The sequence below is a fragment of the Sporomusaceae bacterium ACPt genome (assembly GCA_041428575.1).
Lineage (GTDB): Bacteria > Bacillota > Negativicutes > Sporomusales > Sporomusaceae > Sporomusa_D > Sporomusa_D carbonis.
The window spans coordinates 1,477,710-1,495,561 of sequence record CP155570.1 but is presented as its reverse complement, the minus strand read 5'-3'; the positions used below and the strand labels follow the sequence as shown (position 1 = coordinate 1,495,561).

General features: G+C 48.9%; 23 protein-coding genes and 1 riboswitch. All 23 genes read right to left on the bottom strand.

Annotation, left to right across the window (positions count from 1 at the left end; all coding sequences use genetic code 11):
- Positions 1–5 precede the first annotated feature (5 nt).
- Entirely contained in the window at positions 6–161 is a 156-nt protein-coding gene (locus SCACP_RS07465; RefSeq protein WP_425060720.1) for a hypothetical protein, read from the bottom strand.
- Positions 158–1,240, bottom strand: a complete 1,083-nt coding sequence (gene aroB / locus SCACP_RS07460) for a 3-dehydroquinate synthase (protein WP_425060719.1) — start codon at positions 1,238–1,240, stop codon at positions 158–160. The genes SCACP_RS07465 and aroB overlap by 4 nt, the downstream gene beginning before the upstream one ends.
- Entirely contained in the window at positions 1,221–1,754 is a 534-nt protein-coding gene (locus SCACP_RS07455; protein ID WP_425060718.1) for a shikimate kinase, read from the bottom strand. The genes aroB and SCACP_RS07455 overlap by 20 nt, the downstream gene beginning before the upstream one ends.
- Before the next feature lie 27 nt (positions 1,755–1,781).
- Positions 1,782–3,164 carry a type II secretion system protein GspD gene (locus SCACP_RS07450; RefSeq protein ID WP_425060717.1) on the bottom strand — a complete coding sequence of 461 codons (1,383 nt, stop codon included), beginning with the start codon at positions 3,162–3,164 and terminating at the stop codon, positions 1,782–1,784.
- Positions 3,165–3,171: 7 nt separating this feature from the next.
- Positions 3,172–3,729, bottom strand: a complete 558-nt coding sequence (locus SCACP_RS07445) for a hypothetical protein (RefSeq protein WP_425060716.1) — start codon at positions 3,727–3,729, stop codon at positions 3,172–3,174.
- A gap of 30 nt (positions 3,730–3,759) precedes the next feature.
- A complete protein-coding gene (locus SCACP_RS07440; protein WP_425060715.1) occupies positions 3,760–4,833 on the bottom strand; it encodes a chorismate synthase in 1,074 nt (357 codons plus the stop codon).
- A 15-nt stretch (positions 4,834–4,848) separates the two neighbouring features.
- Complete coding sequence (locus tag SCACP_RS07435; protein WP_425060714.1) at positions 4,849–5,442, bottom strand: type 4a pilus biogenesis protein PilO; 594 nt, start codon at positions 5,440–5,442, stop codon at positions 4,849–4,851.
- Positions 5,443–5,444: 2 nt separating this feature from the next.
- Positions 5,445–5,975 (bottom strand): PilN domain-containing protein, encoded by a 531-nt coding sequence (locus tag SCACP_RS07430; RefSeq protein WP_425060713.1) that lies wholly within the window; start codon positions 5,973–5,975, stop codon positions 5,445–5,447.
- Positions 5,972–7,069, bottom strand: a complete 1,098-nt coding sequence (pilM, locus tag SCACP_RS07425) for a type IV pilus assembly protein PilM (RefSeq protein WP_425060712.1) — start codon at positions 7,067–7,069, stop codon at positions 5,972–5,974. The genes SCACP_RS07430 and pilM overlap by 4 nt, the downstream gene beginning before the upstream one ends.
- On the bottom strand, positions 7,056–7,328 hold the full coding sequence (locus SCACP_RS07420) for a late competence development ComFB family protein (RefSeq protein ID WP_425060711.1): 273 nt from the start codon (positions 7,326–7,328) through the stop codon (positions 7,056–7,058). Before SCACP_RS07420 ends, pilM begins: the two co-directional genes overlap by 14 nt.
- A gap of 33 nt (positions 7,329–7,361) precedes the next feature.
- Complete coding sequence (locus SCACP_RS07415) at positions 7,362–8,639, bottom strand: pilus assembly PilX N-terminal domain-containing protein (RefSeq protein ID WP_425060710.1); 1,278 nt, start codon at positions 8,637–8,639, stop codon at positions 7,362–7,364.
- Between the two features lie 87 nt (positions 8,640–8,726).
- Positions 8,727–9,248: a PilW family protein gene (locus SCACP_RS07410; protein ID WP_425060709.1), complete on the bottom strand. Its 522-nt coding sequence runs from the start codon at positions 9,246–9,248 to the stop codon at positions 8,727–8,729.
- Positions 9,249–9,265: 17 nt separating this feature from the next.
- Positions 9,266–9,697 carry a type IV pilus modification PilV family protein gene (locus tag SCACP_RS07405; protein ID WP_425060708.1) on the bottom strand — a complete coding sequence of 144 codons (432 nt, stop codon included), beginning with the start codon at positions 9,695–9,697 and terminating at the stop codon, positions 9,266–9,268.
- A 22-nt stretch (positions 9,698–9,719) separates the two neighbouring features.
- Positions 9,720–10,187: a pilus assembly FimT family protein gene (locus SCACP_RS07400; protein ID WP_425061345.1), complete on the bottom strand. Its 468-nt coding sequence runs from the start codon at positions 10,185–10,187 to the stop codon at positions 9,720–9,722.
- A 26-nt stretch (positions 10,188–10,213) separates the two neighbouring features.
- On the bottom strand, positions 10,214–10,963 hold the full coding sequence (locus SCACP_RS07395; RefSeq protein WP_425060707.1) for a prepilin peptidase: 750 nt from the start codon (positions 10,961–10,963) through the stop codon (positions 10,214–10,216).
- A gap of 63 nt (positions 10,964–11,026) precedes the next feature.
- The gene (locus SCACP_RS07390; protein ID WP_425060706.1) at positions 11,027–11,434 is read right to left on the bottom strand and encodes a type II secretion system protein; all 408 of its coding nucleotides are present in this window, start codon (positions 11,432–11,434) and stop codon (positions 11,027–11,029) included.
- A 21-nt stretch (positions 11,435–11,455) separates the two neighbouring features.
- Positions 11,456–12,679: a type II secretion system F family protein gene (locus SCACP_RS07385; protein ID WP_425060705.1), complete on the bottom strand. Its 1,224-nt coding sequence runs from the start codon at positions 12,677–12,679 to the stop codon at positions 11,456–11,458.
- A gap of 52 nt (positions 12,680–12,731) precedes the next feature.
- A complete protein-coding gene (locus SCACP_RS07380; protein ID WP_425061344.1) occupies positions 12,732–13,787 on the bottom strand; it encodes a type IV pilus twitching motility protein PilT in 1,056 nt (351 codons plus the stop codon).
- Positions 13,788–13,807: 20 nt separating this feature from the next.
- Complete coding sequence (gene gspE / locus SCACP_RS07375) at positions 13,808–15,484, bottom strand: type II secretion system ATPase GspE (RefSeq protein WP_425060704.1); 1,677 nt, start codon at positions 15,482–15,484, stop codon at positions 13,808–13,810.
- A gap of 59 nt (positions 15,485–15,543) precedes the next feature.
- Positions 15,544–15,627: riboswitch (cyclic di-GMP riboswitch) on the bottom strand.
- 107 nt (positions 15,628–15,734) lie between these two features.
- Entirely contained in the window at positions 15,735–16,589 is an 855-nt protein-coding gene (locus SCACP_RS07370; RefSeq protein WP_425060703.1) for a shikimate dehydrogenase, read from the bottom strand.
- Complete coding sequence (locus SCACP_RS07365; RefSeq protein ID WP_425061343.1) at positions 16,586–16,888, bottom strand: nitrilase-related carbon-nitrogen hydrolase; 303 nt, start codon at positions 16,886–16,888, stop codon at positions 16,586–16,588. Before SCACP_RS07365 ends, SCACP_RS07370 begins: the two co-directional genes overlap by 4 nt.
- A 24-nt stretch (positions 16,889–16,912) precedes the next feature.
- The gene (locus SCACP_RS07360; RefSeq protein ID WP_425060702.1) at positions 16,913–17,038 is read right to left on the bottom strand and encodes a hypothetical protein; all 126 of its coding nucleotides are present in this window, start codon (positions 17,036–17,038) and stop codon (positions 16,913–16,915) included.
- Positions 17,039–17,051: 13 nt separating this feature from the next.
- A complete protein-coding gene (locus tag SCACP_RS07355) occupies positions 17,052–17,558 on the bottom strand; it encodes a YqeG family HAD IIIA-type phosphatase (RefSeq protein ID WP_425060701.1) in 507 nt (168 codons plus the stop codon).
- Positions 17,559–17,852 lie beyond the last annotated feature (294 nt).

Here is a 17,852-nt window from a genome sequence, read left to right as displayed (position 1 = left end):
CAGCTTTATTCGACAAGCTGATAGTCTATCCTGCCTTGGGATGTTAATTTTTGTTTACAATCGTGCCGGTTAAGCTTACCAATACCGGGAAAGTTACGAACAAAATAGCGGCCCTGGTCAAGCCAGCAACCGCTATCATTGTATTCTGCGAATATTATCAAATAACTTGCTCAAGCGCCGCCCTGACAGTTACCTCGGTAACTTCGCGGCTTATCTTAACCTGACCGATACCGGTCATCAGTACCCAGTTAATTTTACCGCTAATCACTTTCTTGTCTCTGACCAAATAGCTAAAAAGTTCACCAGGCCGGTAACCCGGGGCAGCCAGCGGCAAACCCATACGGTTTAGTAATTGTTTCAACTCAATGACATCTTCGGAACTGCATAACCCCAAACTTTGGCTGATTAATGCTGCTGCGTGCATACCGACAGCCACAGCTTCACCGTGATTGTATTCGGAGTAGCCGCCCACTGCTTCAACGGCATGGCCGATGGTGTGGCCAAAATTCAAGATCATGCGCAGCGATGTCTCCCGCTCATCCTGAGCGACAACGTCAGCCTTAATCTTGCAGCATCTGCCGATAATCTCGGCCAGCGTCGCCGGGTCACGCGCCAGTATGGCTCCGGCGCGGTCATTAAGATACCTGAAAAAAGTGTTGTCGGCAATAACGCCGTATTTCACTACCTCAGCCAGCCCGGCTTTGAGTTCACGTTCAGGCAGTGTTGACAGCGCCAGCGGGTCAATGACTACTAAACCAGGCTGATAAAAAGCGCCGATCAAGTTTTTGCCCAAAGAGTGATTCACAGCCGTTTTACCGCCAACACTGGAGTCAACCTGGGCCAGGAGCGTTGTCGGCACTTGAATAAAAGGCACGCCGCGTAAATAAGTGGCCGCCACAAACCCGGCCAAGTCACCGACAACACCGCCGCCTAATGCAATAATGGGCGATTTGCGGTCAAGTCCCAGGGTTATCGCCTGAGTATACAACATATCGGCCGTAGCCAGCGATTTGGAGCTCTCTCCCGGCGGCACAGCGATGACTGCAGGATGGAAACCGGCTGCCGCCAGGCTGCCGGTCAATTTATCGGCATAGAGCGGACAGACATTTTCGTCAGTCACAACCAGCGCTTTGCCGCTAAGCGGCAGGCCCTTAAGAAGTTGACCAACCTGACTAATACCGTCAGCTAAAATATGAATTGTATAACTATGATCTGCTAAATCAACTTTTACTTCGACCACGCAAATGCCCTCCCTCGCGCAAGAACGCAATAATCCGTTCCGCCACTTGATGCGGTGACAGACAGGTAGTATCAATACTATAATCAGCCCTCATATACAGACTGGCCCGGTCATGAAACAACCTGGCCACCCGCTCGGCCCGGTCTTCACAATCTAACAATGGCCGGACACCCCGCCGGGAAGTCCGTTCCAAAATAGCTTCCAGTGAAGCAGTAAGAGCAATAATAATGCCGGTGTTTTTCAGCCTGATCATATTTTCCTGTTTGAGCACCACCCCGCCGCCGGTGGCAATGACGGTATTAGTATAGCGCGACACCCGGGCAATGACATCCCGTTCCAACTGGCGGAAGTGGTTTTCGCCATACAACTGGAAAATGTCACTAATGGTCAGACCTGTTTCCAGCTCAATCTTTTTGTCAATATCAATAAAGGTACGGTTAAGCCGTCCGGCTAACAAGCGGCCTGTGCTGGTTTTGCCAGTACCCATAAAACCTATTAGTACGACGTTTTTCATTATGCCTCCGGAAGATACTAAGCATAGCTATTTGACAATGCGGGGAGTAAGGAAGATCACTACTTCAGTCTCATTATGGGATTTACTAAAATTTTTAAATAAAGCCCCGATTACCGGCAAATCGCTAAAGAAGGGGACTGCTTTCTTAGTTTCACTGTCTGTGGTTCCGATTAACCCCCCGATAACCATGGTCTCGCCATCCTTAAGCCGCACCGTAGTCTCGGCTTCCCGGGTAGTAATACGGTAGGCCTTCAAATCAGATACCAGGGTCGGGCTGCTTACTTCGGTATGAACAGTGGCGGTAATCTGGCCGTCAGTGTTAATACGCGGCGTATATATCAGTTTGATACCGGCTTCAACATACTCGATTGTTGTCGTGGTTGTGCCGTTTGAAACCGATTCCACTAAGACAGGTATGCGATCACCAATAAGTATTTGGGCCTGTTTACCGTTAATCGTAGTGATTTTGGGCTTGGCCAAAATCTTTGCGTCACCGTTACTAACCAAGGCGTTAATCTTTGCCTGATAATAAAATTCATAAGGATATCCTTCCGGGTTACGCCCAAATTGAATTACACCTTTATTGGAGTCGCGGGTCACTTTTCCCGGTGTTACATTATAGCCCACAATGTTGCCTGAGCTGTCCTGAATCGCAGTATAGGTTGGCGGTGTTACGTCTGCCGACTGCGGTGTGGCTTCCCATGACCATTCGATACCCAAATCTTTGCTTTTATCTTTGGTAATAGCCACTACCTCGGCTTCAAGTGACACCTGCTGATACGGTACATCAAGATCGTCCAAAAGTTTTTGAATTTTTTCGGCCTCGGCCGCAGTGCCGTACAAAACCAGCGAATTTGTCGCATAATCAATAGTCAAGCGATCTAATTCTGCCGACTTTTCACTGGATTTCGTACCACTTGCTATGGTACTGCGGCTGACATTGTCACTGGTCTTGTGCGAACTAATGTTTTTGCTGGCGGCGTTCTCTTCAACTTTTTTCTCGCCTTTTTTCTCCCCAAACAGGATTGACAAAATAGTATCTTTGATCGCATCCGGGTTTATATATTTTAGTTTAAATATATGTACCGAACCAAAGCCCCTGCCGATTTGATCAGCAGCCCCCACAACCAGAACGCCATTAACTTCATGGTAGGTAAGCCCCTTGGTCTTGCACACCAAATCAAGGACGGTATCGTACGGAATATTCTTTAACTGAATCGTAATAGTGCCACTCACCGAGTCGTCAATCACCATATTTACCCTGCCGATACTGGCCAGAGCAGTAAGTACATCACGCACTTCACCGTCGGTAACATTCATATTCACCAGCGGGTTAGCCGCCGACACGCCGGTTATTGTCAAGACAAAGATAAACAGCGTTAGTACTATGTATTTTGCCAAACAGCGCATGTAGTTTTCACCTTTCTAAAGTAAGAACTCGTTTACCTTGCGCTCCCCACAAAGTAGCAGAGCTTTCGCCAACCGATACCAGTTGATAGGGTCCGATAAAATCCTTTATTTGATACGAGCGGCTGCTATTACCGTTTTTGATTATGGCAACCTTGTGCCCGCCGCCACTTACTACACCAACAAGTACGAGCGGCATCTCCGGCTCTTTCGGCGGTGTGACAACACTGCGTTCCGGGCTGCTTGAAGTATTTAGCTGTGGCAGCGGTGCAGCCGGTACGGCTGCCGGTTGAAATTCCGGCGGAACAGCAAACGGGTCACGTAACGTGCTGTTTGTCTGATACCCTGCAGGAAGAATTGGCTGGGCCGGTTCTTGCGGACCGGTTGACATCAGCAGTTGGGAATTTTCCCGGTAACTGCTGGAAAATGCCGCGAATCCAGGCACCCCCACAAAATATGCAGCCGACGCCACTAGGCAGCAACAGGCAAGCATGAGCCACATGTTACGTTGCTTACGCCGCTTACGTTGTTCACGTTGTTTGCGCTGTTTGCGATTGAGCCTTTCCACAGTCCGGCCCCCCTCCCAAAACTTCTATCATTATTTATTAATTCGTCGCCGGTAGTGCTCAATAGCCATTGTTAAATCTTCGGCACTGTCGCCGCCAAACTTCTCCAACACGGCCTCAGCCAATACAATGGCCACCATGGCCTCGGCAACCACGGCCGCTGCCGCCACGGCACATACGTCGCTCCGCTCGGTATTGGCCTTGTGGGGACCTTTATCGGTAATGTTTACAGTATCAAGCGGCTGCATCAGCGTAGGTATGGGTTTCATGACCGCCCGGACAACAATGTCTTCCCCGTTGCTTATCCCGCCTTCAATACCGCCGGCGTTGTTGGTGCGGCGATAATAGCCCCGGCCGGCATCGTAATAGATCTCATCATGGGCCTGGCTGCCCGGTAAGCTGGCATAAGCAAAGCCAGCGCCAAATTCCACTCCTTTAATTGCTTGAATTGATATAACAGCAGCAGCCAAACGTGTATCCAGGCGCCGGTCCCACTGAACATGGCTGCCTAACCCTGGCAGTACATTACTGGCAACTACTTCAAAAATACCGCCCAGAGTATCACCGGCTTCTTTGGCTTTGGCAATAACCTGGTGCATTTGCTCTTCTTCCTGGACGCCACCGATAGTGGTAACCTTGGAGTTTATCGCTATGCCCACAACATTTAGCAATTGTTTGGCAACGCCGCCAACAGCCACTCTGGCTGCCGTTTCGCGGGCGCTGGCCCGTTCAAGAATATCACGGACATCGTCCCGCTGATATTTGAGCAATCCGGGTAAATCGGCATGGCCGGGGCGCGGCGCTACCACCCTGTCCCCCTGCGGCTCGCCGAATACGGCCATCCGCTCCTGCCAGTTAGCCCAATCACGATTGGATATAACCAGCGTAACCGGGCTGCCTAATGTAACGCCAAACCGGACACCTGACATAATTGCTGCTGTGTCTTTTTCAATCTTCATCCGCCCGCCCCGGCCAAACCCTTGCTGGCGGCGGGCCAGATCGGCGTTAATTTGGTCAAGGTCCAACTTAAGTCCGGCCGGCAGTCCTTCAACAATAGCTGTCAACGCCGGCCCATGGGATTCGCCGGCGGTAAGAAATCGGAACATTAAATACACCTCTCATTATTTCTTCACAGGTGGCTGCGATTGTTGCTTGTTCGAAACAGCGCCGGGCGCAACACCGTAACTATAGATTATCAGGTTTAGTTTACTTTCTAAACTTCCTTGTTTAGCCTGTATATTTACATTGGTCACCGCATTAAACCGGCGGCTGTCTTCCAATTTTTTAATAAAATCAAGGGTTTGCAGGTATGTCCCTTTTACATTAATTTCAACCGGTATTTCCCGGTAACTCTCTTTGTTTGCAGCCGGTGAAGGCTTGATCTCGCTAAGTTGAATCCCGCTGCCTTTAGCAGCCTGCTCAACGTCTTTCAAAAACTCACCTACTTCAGGCTGGCCGGGCAGCTTGTTATCAGACTGGGCAAGCTTGTTATCCAGTTCGTTAAGATACTGGTCGAGATCAGGATGGTTCATGGCGAAAGCTTCGATGGTTTTGACTCGCTGACTCTCTGCCTGGTACTCACTCTTCAGCTCGGCAATGCGGTCGCGTTGGGGCGAAAGCACCAAAATATAAAATAAAGTAGTAAGCAATACTACTCCCAATCCTAATATATACAACTTATGTTTGGTTTCCAGTTTAGCCAGCAAAGCTGTCACGATTACATCCCCTTGAGTTTTACCGTCATTTCGAATCTCGTCGTGGCGAATTTCGCGTCTTTTTCGGCTTTAATAAGTACTGGCTCAGCGAAGAACTCATCCCCTTCGAGTTGCTGCATGAAATTTGCCAAATCCGGATAGGTTAACGCATTCCCTTTAATAAGAATTACATTTTTATCACTGGCCCCCAGTTCGGTCAACCAAATCTGCGGCGGGGTAATTATGCCGAACCTGGAAACAATAGCATACCAGGATTTTCGTTCTTTCGTAAGTTTGACCAACAAATCATTTTTCACATTTAACATCTGTTGTTTCGTATTGGCTAACTGCATTTTATCCTGGGTCGGCCTAAGTAATGTATACTGTTGCCTGGTTTCCTGGATTTTCTCCTCAAGCGAACTGATTATATAGAAATTATAACCGTACGCAAGGAAATAAAACAATACCAATATTCCCAGAATACTAACAACAATTGTTTGCAGCGGCCACTTGGTCTGCCGCTCGGAAGGAGGTAACAGATTAATACTAATCATGGTTCACCCCCGCGCAACGCCAGCCCGATCGGCATGGCCAGACGTAGATCAATCTCACCTACATACCCGGCATCCAGGGACGGTGATATTCCAATACCGGCCAGCGGATTGTGAAGTATTACCTGGATATCCTCCAACTGGGCCGCGAGATGGTGCGCCAGGTTATCCAATTTAGCCCCGCCACCGGTTAGAATAATCTTTTCAACAATTGCTTCCCGGTTTTGGATCTGGTAATACTCATAGGTGCGGCGAACTTCCCGGGCTAACTCCTCGACGACAAAAAATAATTGCTGGTGAAGGAACGACCGCTCCCCTTCATAATCCACCCGTTGCAATAATCCCATTTGCCGTTGCTTCAATCTTTCCGCCTCGGTAAATTCTAAATCCAAGGCACTCATAATGACTTCGGTAAAGCGCCTGCCGCCCAGCGGAATCGGTCGGGTAATCGAGGGACTGCCTGATTGGAATACATGGATCTGGGAAACCGAATCACCAATATCAATGACTAAACAATTAGCTGCGCCGGGTATGGTCCGTTGCAGGGCTAAAGGTTCTATTTCTACAGCGATAGGCTTACATCCTGCCTCTTTAACCGCGGCTACAAGACCGTTGATCAAATCATTCGGCGCAGCCACCAGCAAGACCTTGATTTCCAGTTCGGTCTTACCTGTACCGGCAATAGCAAAATCATAATAGTAACTATCAGGGTCATACGGCACGTATTTTTCCATATCCCATTTGATGGCCTCCCGCAGTTCCTCATAGCTCATAGCGGGAAACATGACTTCCCGGACAAACACATTCCGCCCGCTCACAGCCATAACCGCAGCCTGCGCGCCAATGCCGCTTGTGTTTAAAAGCCGGTTAAGAACACCGGCCAGAGCAGGAATATCGGCGACATAACCGTCCTCCAAAATATTTTCCGGCAACTCGGCAATTCCCACAGCTTTCAAGAGCGGCGTGTCCTGCTGTATAGCCACTTCCGCCATTTTCACAGCGCCAGACCCGATGTCAATACCAACAATATTTGTCGGCCGCCGCACCAGCCAGCGGGCAACTTTATCCTTTACTAACGCAAATTTACTTATCTTCATGATGAGGCTTAGACGATACAATCTGAATAGCATGAGATATCGCTGTTACAATGTCAACATTAAACTGCTGTTCCAGAGCCCTGACGCGGGTGTAGGTCTCACCTTTGCTGGTAACGATATATCTGGGAGGCAAAAAATTAAGGGCTAAAGCCGCTACATCATAGCGGCAGTTTTCACAGGTACAGCAGTTTTTATGACGTGCCATTACCTCGTCAAGACGCTGCCAGACTAAATCTTCCATATAATTTTTAAGTTGCATATTCTTACATCCTCCCCTTGATAAATAATTGTGTTAATAGTAGCTCCAGGATGTTATTTTAATACTTCCGGCAGAACTTCCCGACCCGCTTGAACCTCCGGAACCTCCCGAGTTGCTGACAACTAATTCCGGATGATTGCTCAAGGCTCTGCCGATAAAGTCATAATCATAAGTAACTTTGGCATTATTTGAATCATTTATGACACCTTGAGTTATCATGCAACCGGTGAAGAGCATATTCTGAGACAGACTGATATTCTGTTTGGCAATAAGCAGCGCTTTGTTTATCTCAGCGTTATTGCCAATATTTACTCCTCCGTTTACCAGGATGGTTACTTCGCCCGATATCGCTGCGTTATTGTTAACATTAAGATTATTCTTCACATATATATTTACATTTTTTCCGGTTGAATTAGCAAAGTTGATTGACGAATTATTGTTTAACGTCAAATCCCCGTTAACAAAAATGTTGACAGTAGAACCTCCGGTAAAATTCACAACCGAGTTATTGCCAATACTCATATTGCTATTTACATAAAGATTAATGTCGCCTGTACAAGTAAGAGTGGCATTTACCTTCATGTCTCCATTGACGTTGTAGGTGCCTGCACCCCGGGTAAAATTCGAGTTTATGTCGAGATTGTTATCATTTTGACTGTTCCGCCAGAGGGTAGCTCCACTGAGATTAGGTTTATAACTATCGATATTAAAGTTAGGGATGACAAGAGGCTTTCTATTGGGATCAGTATCCGAGTTTTTATCAATGATCGCTCCCTCAACCGTGACATTGTTACCGGTATTTACCTTATCGTAAGACCAGACATCGCCGCCTTTCCCCGTACTGGTCTTGCGAATTTTGGCATTATTATTTAAATTAATAATCGAGTTGCTGCCAATTGATCCATAGACAACGGCATTATTCCCCATATTGAAGTTGCCCCCGGAAAATATAGCATAGTTATATACTCCGTTAATCGAAGCTGGTGTTCCCATCTGCAATCGCAGAACAACCTTACGGGTAACCTTGTTTACTGTACCGACTGTACCGGTTGACTCAAGCCTAGTCCCGTTTGAGTCGGTAACAACTTCTACGGAATATTCCCCGCTCCCCAGTAGAACGTTGCCATGAGTGCCACTCCATCCTGTATATTTTGCTAGTTCGACAATACCTCTTCTGGCTCCTGCTTCGGCCAAATACTGAGCTGCCGTTCCATCCCGAAAATTAGCCGCCATAACGGCTTCGGACGAACTTAAAAAGACAAATGCCCCGCCGATAATGCCTAATACCGCCATGGCAACGATCGCCAGCATCGACGCAGACCCTGTTTGCGATCTTATGTAGTTGTGGAAATAAAACATTCCCACATACACCCCTTCAGATAGAATAATATTAGCTGATTAATTGTTTAACGCCGCCATACTTGTCTGGCAGGTAAACGTTGCGCCCGTTGTTTTATCCTGTGCCGTTATTATGATTGATACAAGCTTTCCCTGAACGCTAAATCTGTTGTCAATTATAATAATGGTACCCTCTTGTCCGTTCATACCATTGCCTGCTAACGGCTGAGGAGTCCCATTACCTTGCGTTATACAAAGCGCTTTGGTTGTGGGATCAACGCCAAAAACAACTGTGTTAGCCCCTGCCGGGTCTGTTGTCAGCCTGAGTGTCTTTCCGTCAGAACTACTAACAGTGTACGCGTAACGCACATTTCGCGCTATCGTGTCTGTCGCAATCCGTGCCGCCTGTTGAATTTCCGCATGACTTTTGCCGTTTTGCCACGAACGAAGGCTAGTAAACAAAAGACCGAAAACAGCAGTCATTAATAGCACTGTCAATGTCATGCCTACCATAAGCTCTACCAGGGTGAAACCGCGTTGTTCCTTAGCCCGCACCAGAATGTTATGTAAAAATATATGCATATTTCCACCACCTACGCCTATGGCGACCGAAACTGCGGTAAAGCTTTATCGTTAATAACATAGGTAACCAAAGTGACACTTGCCTGACCATCACTGCGAGCTGCGGTAGCCGAAACTTGGATAATCCTGTTCTTGTCAGGATATTCGGGATCAAGATCGCTTAACTCAGCCCTCACACTACGGGTGTAGCTGACATTGTTAATTGTTATTGGATCATCATATGGGATATAGGTATAAGGAAAAGTTACCGCCGACCAATCTTTCACCTTCATTGTTTCGATTTGCTCCTGGGCCAGGTTGGTAAGAACGGTATAATCTGCCCCAGTTACCGTCGCTCTGGTGGAAGTTATAAACATACCTGCAACAGCAACAAGTGCAACAGTCACAATAACTGTTGCGATGATCGCTTCTAGGAGTATATAACCACGCTGATTCCGAACAACAACCATAAATTAAACCCTCATCCTTCCTTTAGTAAGGTGAATTGGGGTTACTCGTCACCCGTACACGACCAGTCACTGGCGCAAGGACAATATATAATGACTGAGAAGTGACCTTGCTGCGCAATTGAATGCTCTGCGCTCCGGACTGGGGAACACCGTCAATCCAGAACTGTATATCCACGGGGTAACCCATCAATTCCACTGAACTGGGAAGATATACCTTGCGAATGGTATTTACCCCGTCAGTAAAATTATACCGGGGTGTATTGTCATTGATAAAGCGTATTTTATAGGCAACGTCAGTACCACCATTAATTGTCATCTGCTGTAATTTGCGGATATCGGCTGCCAGGTTGCGGGCAGCCCCCTCCAATTCACTTTGTGCCATAACCTGTGACACTTTAGGGACGGCCATGGCCGCCAAGATACCGATAACTGCTATCACAACGACTAATTCAATTAAGGTAAACCCCTTATTGATACTGATATTCTTCATCACTGGCAGTACTCCTTTTTTAGCTGTCATCTTGCGAACGTCTTTAGATACCACCCAATGATTTCAATTCCGTATAACGAACTTACAAAGGCTCCGACAGCAATGAATGGCCCAAACGGGATAAAATCTTTGCGGCCTTTTAGTTTAAATATCAGCAATAACAGGCTGCCAATGCCGCCAATGACAAATGACAGGAACAGCGTAAGAATGGTCAGCTTTAACCCCAGCCATAAACCCAGGGCCGCGACAAATTTAATGTCACCGCCCCCCATGCCGCCGCGCGTAATTACGGCAATAAGGAGTAGCAAGCCGCCGCCGGTGACGGCGGCGATAAGCATGTCGGTTATGGCTGGACAACCGATATATAAGTTTATAGCAACACCAGCTCCTGTAAACCAGATGAGGACTTTGTCCAGGATAAGCTGGTAGTCGTAGTCGATGAAAGTGATAACGATAAGAAATGAAATAAAAATAAGGGCTTTCAATAATTCCGGGCCTAACCCGGTTACTTGGAAACACCATACAAATAGCACGGCGGTAATTAGTTCCACTACCACGTACCGGAACGAAAAAACTGTACCGCAATACCGGCAGCGGCCCCGTTGGACAATATAACTAATTACGGGGATTAGATCCCCGGGTTTAAGGCGCGTACCGCAGGCGAAACAATGTGAAGGCGGAGTAACGATGGATTTTCCCTGCGGCAGGCGGTAGATGCAGACATTGAGGAAACTGCCGATAATAAGACCAAGGATAAAAATAAACAAGGTAAGCAAAGGCGTTTCTCCTTAACAAAGATAGGACGCCAAGGCGGCACAAGGCCGCCTTGGATTTAAAAATTAATAGGTATTCGACCAATCGCCAGGATAACTGATACTTCCGGGTGAATAGCGCCAATTATTTTTGCTGTCAGCACCTGCTAGATCGTAACCATTTCCATTTGGTCCGTACTGTATATCGTTACCTTTCGCATCTTTCGGCCAAGACGAAATATAATTCTGAAGGGAAGTTTTCGCAGCAGAAAGATTTGCTGGATATTGATTATTATTGGCATAATACTGCACTAACGCACTGTCTAAACTACGCAGGTCGGCTTTAAGCTTAGCATCCTTAGCTGCATCAGTCGATGTAGTAAGTCGTGGTACAAGCAATGCTGCCAATACACCCAAAATCGCAATTACCACCATTAACTCAACCAGCGTAAAACCCTTTTGCCCTTTTATAGCCTTTCTCATGTTTCTGAGCATAAGTTTCACCTCCTTTCTATTCTATAAAGTGCGGTTGAAATTGGTTATGACATCAAAGAGCGGCAACATCACAGAAATCACTATACCCCCTATTACCACTCCCAGTATCCCAATCAAAATCGGCTCCAGCATACTGCTCAGCCTGCTCACCATATCATCTACATCGCTGTCATAGAAATCGGCAATCTTCTCCAGCATTTTATCCAGTTCCCCGGTTTCCTCACCAATCGCCACCATCTGCACCACCATGGGGGTAAATACATTGCTAGACCCCAGCGGTGTCGCCAAGCCCAGGCCTTCGCGAATACTTGCTTGCGCTGCCGTTAACGCCCTGGCCATGCTTAGATTGCCTGAGGTCTTTTTAACTACTTCAATGGCCGAGATAATGGGCACTCCGCCCCGGACCAAGGTTGACAAGGTCCGGCTGAACCGGGCAATGGCCACTTTGCGCCACAGCAGGCCGAACACCGGCAGTCTTAATAGCAGTTCGTCGATAACCAGCCGGTATTTCGGCTGTCGCGCCAGGATGACCAGGCCATAGCCTGCCAGCGCCAATACTATGGCCAGCCATAGCCCGTAATGGGTCAAAAAGCCGCTGATTTGCAGCAGGATCCGGGTGGGTAACGGCAGTTCCACCTTCATGTTCTCAAACATTTTCATGAACGTCGGCAGCACAAAAGTTAAAATAAAGGTCACTGACAATACTGCCATGCCGATGACGACAGCCGGATAAACCAGGGCTGATTTTACCCTCTCATTAAGTTTATGCTCTTTTTCAAAGTGTGCTGCTAGGCGGTTAAGAACGTCATCCAGCACCCCGCCCACTTCCCCGGCTTCAACCATGTTAATCATAATTTCGGGTAATATGTGCGGATGGTCCCTCATAGCACGGGATAAGGTTTCGCCTTCCTGAACCTTCTTGTAGATATCCTGAACAGTAACCTTGAGTTTCGGGTTATAGGTCTGGTCAATAAGAATGTTTAAGCAGGCAACAAGAGATAGCCCGGCATCAACCATGATAGAAAACTGCCGGCAAAACACGGCCAGGTCTTTGATAGTTACCCGCTTCAGACTGTTTACCAAAGCCCGGAGGGACGACGCCTGCTTTTGTACTTTAATCTGGGTAACAAAATAACCTTTATCGCGAATATAGGCGGCGACAGCGGCTTCACTTTCGGCAATGATATTGCCTGTCAATACCTGGCCGCTCCGGTCTCTGGCCTTGTATACAAAAGTCTTGGCCACCTATTGCTGCACCTCTAATTCTTCTATTAATTCTTCTATAGTGAATGATTGCTTAGCCGTTTGCCAGCCGGACAAACGTCTCCTGATCCATGGCCCGGGCCAAGGCCTCATCATATGTAACAATACCGCGCCGGTACAAATCCCGGAGCGACATATCCATGGCCTTCATGCCGATTTTGGCGCCGGTCTGAATGACTGAGGCAAGTTGATGGGTCTTGCCTTCGCGGATAAGATTGCGCACCGCCGGTGTTGCCAGCATGACCTCGAGGGCCGCTACCCGGCCGGTACCGTCACGGCGCGGCAGCAGTTGCTGCGCCACAATGCCCTGCAGCGTAAGCGACAGCTGAATCCGGATTTGTTGCTGTTGATACGGAGGAAAGACGTCGATAATCCGGTCAATCGTCTGAGCGGCATCGCCAGTATGGAGAGTAGCAAATACCAGATGGCCGGTTTCGGCCGCTGTTATGGCAATACCGATGGTCTCGACATCGCGCATCTCGCCCACCAGGATGACGTCCGGGTCTTCGCGGAGCGCCGCCCGGAGCGCGTTGGCGAATGATTTGGTATCAGCGTTGATTTCCCGCTGATTAATAATGCTGGTGTTATGTTTATGCAGATATTCAATAGGGTCTTCTAAGGTAATGATATGGCAGGCCCGCTCATGGTTGATAAGATTGATCATGGCGGCCAGGGTGGTTGACTTGCCGCTGCCGGTCGGACCGGTAACCAGCACCAGCCCCCGGGGTTTACGGGCCAGCGTTTTCAGCACTTCCGGGTGGCCAAGCTGTTCCAGGGTGGGAACCTGCTCAGTAACTACCCGGATGGCAACAGCGATTGAGCCGCGTTGGCGAAAGGCGTTCACCCGGAACCGGCTCAGTCCTTCGATGGCATAGGAAAAATCAAGCTCGCCCAGTTGGTGAAACTTGGCCTGCTGATCAGCGTTGGTTATCGACAGAAAGATTGCTTCGGTATCTTTGTAAGTAAGCGGTTGGTGTTTCGTAGGTGTTAAGCTTCCCCGCAAGCGGAAGACCGGGGGAACCCCGACGGTAAGATGAATATCTGACGCCTGCTCTGCCACTGCTTCCCGCAATAGTGTATTTATTTCCAGCATATGTCTAAGCCCCCCTGTTACGCTCCCGAATAAGCCACCCGCATGACTTCGGCCACTGTTGTCTGTCCGCCGAGCGCTTTGGCAATCCCGTCCTGACGCATGGTCTGCATGCCCTCACCGGCCGCGATACTGCCCAGGACATCACTGGATACCCGTTGATTAATGGCCTCACGCACCGCCGAACTGACAGACATGACCTCATGGATGGCCATCCGGCCCCGGTAACCGGTATAGCTGCAGCGGGAGCAGCCGGCTCCCCGGTATAAACGGATGTCGGCTTCAGGCCCAATGCCCAGAAACTGACGTTCCGGCGAATCGGCTTCAGGAACATATTGCTGTTTACAATCCGGGCATATCACCCGCACCAGCCGCTGGGCCACAATACCAAGTACCGACGAGGCCACCAAAAACGGCTCAATGCCCATATCAATCAACCGGGTGATAGCCCCCGGAGCATCATTGGTATGTAAAGTACTGAATACCAGATGGCCGGTCAGCGCGGCTCGAATAGCGATATCGGCGGTTTCAGTATCCCGGATTTCCCCCACCATGACAACATTCGGGTCTTGCCGGAGTATCGACCGGAGGCCGCTGGCAAAGGTCAGCCCAGCCTTTTGATTTACCTGCACCTGATTGATACCGTCCAGCCGGTACTCAACCGGGTCTTCAACAGTAATGACATTTTTATGGGGAGTGCTGATTTCGGCCAGTGTTGAATATAACGTTGTCGTTTTCCCGGAACCTGTCGGTCCGGTAACCAGGATCATGCCGTAGGATTGCGAATAAAGCTTTCTATACCGGGTTAAATTATCGGCGTCAAAGCCTAACCCTTTGATATCGAGAATCACGGCCTTCTGGTCCAGAATCCGCATGACCACCTTTTCCCCCGTTATGGTAGGCAGGGTGGATACCCTAAGATCAATATCCCGGCCAAACTCCTGCACCTTTATCCGGCCGTCCTGCGGTAATCTTTTTTCGGCAATATCCATTTCACTCATAATTTTAACACGCGATACGATGGCAGCGTGAGTGTGGCGCGGAAAAGTGACCACTTCCCGCAACACCCCGTCTACCCGGAACCGCACTCGCAGTGATTTGTCCTGCGGCTCAATATGGATGTCGCTGGCCCGTTCCTTGATGGCCTGACTGATAATGGAATTAACAATACTGATGACCGGTGCATCGTCAGCCGTCTGGACTTCAGATATATTTGCCGAGTCTTCCGGCTTTAGCTTGTTGACAGCCTTTTCCACCAGATCAATGACCCCGTAGGACTGATTGATGGCTCGCATTATTTCGCGTTCAGCAGCTATTACCGGCTCTATTTCACACCCGGTCACCATCCGGACATCATCAATTGCATAGAAGTTTGTGGGATCAACCATGGCCAGTGTCAGTTTGCGGCCGTCTTTTTTTACAGGGATTACCTGGTATCGCTCCGCCAGGTTCACCGGTACGGTTGCGGCAACTTCCCTGGGAATATTCATATTGGCGATATCAATATGCGGCACGCCAAGCTGAAACTCCAGCACTTCAATCATGCTGCTTTCAGTGATATAACCGAGATTGATCAGCACTTTGCCAAGCCGCTCACCGGTCTTTTTCTGGACGCTCAGCGCCTTTTCCAGTTGCTCCGGGGTGAGGAGTCCGGCTTCAATAAGCAGGTCTCCGAGACGTTTGCGATTTTTTAACATATTTTTTCTCCATCCCAAAAAATAAAAAAGCAACCGGCACAGCAAAACAAAAAAAATATTTTGCATATGGTCGGTTGCACTACTCGCTCGGCCTGGCCTAAGTGCCCAAATACAGTCCAGGATTCATCGCTACCATACTCGGAAACGTTATCTTTTAAAAAATATATTGAAGTATATTCGCATTCCGGCCATGAATTCCTGCTAACGTATGTAATAATTTTTCATTAGGAAACTATTAACTTATTGTTAACTACTTCCTTAAACCATTAATTAAGGCCGTCCGCATGACCTCTCTGGGCGCAGGGCAGCCTGTCCACAGGCTGAACGCCAAGGCCCCCTGCTCGGCCAGCATGCCTTCCCCGCCGACAACGGTGTGGCCCCGCCGCACCGCTTCAACCATGAACCTTGTCTCCAGCGGGTTATAAACTAAGTCGGAAATGACGGCTGACGGTTTAAGCAGTTCCCAGGCCAGCGGCGGCTGGTTGGTTATGTCAGGGTGCATGCCGAGCGGCGTGGTATTGACGACAATGTCGGCCTGCGTCAAGGCTTTGGCGAAATCCCGGCTATCCCACTCCTGGCCTGTTACCGGTGTATCGCCGGGAAAAAAGCGGGCAATGGCCTCAGCTTTGGCAGCGGCACGCGCCCCGATAACAACTGACGCAATGCCGTTCCCGACAAACCCGGCCACTACCGCCCGGGCCGCACCGCCTGCTCCTAATATAACGGCGTGTTTACCGGCAATGGCCACCCCGGCTGCTGTCAAGGAGCTGATATAGCCGCCGGCGTCAGTATTGTAACCAATCAAGCGGCCGTCTTTAATGACAACGGTATTAACGGCCCCCACCAGCCTGGCGCTGGCGTCAATTTCGTCCAGGTATTCCATGATGGCCACTTTATGCGGTATGGTAACGTTGACGCCCGCAAACCCCAGGGCTTTGAGCCCGGCAACAGCCTGAGAAAGCAGTTCCGGCGGGGTAGGCAGCGGCAGGTACACGTAATCAAGACCGCTGGCGGCAAAAGCCGCATTGTGCATGGCCGGAGACAGCGAGTGACCAAGCGGCCATCCCAGGAGGCCAACTTTTTGGGTTTTCGCAGTTATGGTCATGAAGAAAACTCCTTCCCGGTAAAAATCAAGATTGCTTCACTGATGTTGGCAATAACCAAGGGAGTATACATCGGGCCGGCGGCAAAAAACCGTCCTTCCCCGTACAGGCTGAATAAATGAATTTTCTCGTAGCTGGTAATAACGTTCCCATGCCTGTCGATAGCAACAGCACTGTTATAAACTCGACCCGCGATAGTTAACGGAACCGAACCGGCAATAATATTGGCATTGCCCTCCCGGGCAATGGCGGCCAGACTGGCGATCAGCTGCCCGTCCATGGTTTCGGCGGCCGCAGCAATATTTTTGAGCGCATAGCCGATGGTTCAGATCTCCGGCAATACAACAGTGTCGGCTTGCAGAGCAGCCTGACGGGCCAGCGCCAATCCCCGGCCGGTATTGCCGTCAATATCACCGGCTGTTACCTTCATTTGTATCATTGCAAGTTTCATGTAATTCCTCCATTTAGGGCAGCTTACCTGTAGCTTTCAGCAAACGGACAGCCAGTTTCTCCAGTTGACGGGTTATTTTGGTGCCGATAAATTCTTTTGTAGCCAGAGGTTTGACCCAAATGGTATATAACTCCAAGCGGTTGCCCCCCAAGATATCGGTGAACAGCTGGTCCCCTACTACTGCTACCGCAGTTGGGGTTAGTTCCATAGCGGCTACCGCTTGCCGGAAACCCGTCCGGGACGGTTTTAACGCCCGGGCGACAAACGGCGCACCGCACTGTTCGGCTATTTGCCGCACCCGTCTTGTGCCATTATTGGATACCAGGCACAGTTTGAAGCCCTGGCTGACCAAATTATTAAGCCAGTTCAATATATCCGGGCATATTTCCGGACTGTTCCAGGGAATAAGGGTATTGTCAAGGTCGAAAACCACACCGCGAATACCACGTTTTTGCAGTTCAGCCAAATCAATGTCATACAAAGTATCGACTTTTAGGCAAGGTATTAATAGTTTGAGCAATTTTTCCTCCCGAGTCAATAGTATCCGGTTACCAGAAATTATAGCATGGCCAAAGAAAAAACGAAAGATTGTATATCTGTTTGTTAAAAACATAAAACCACCCTTCACGAATGCATGTTGTAATAAGCCAACACAGCATTCGTGACAAGGTGGTTTTAGACTCCGTAATTTTTTCTTAAATTTAGATGATCCTTGGTCTTCCTTTTTGCCTTAACAATTTGCGTACACAGTCTCGCAAGCTCCTGATGTAGTTTTTCCCGTGAAGCTCGGTCTGAGGCTTCCCGCCGCTTAAGA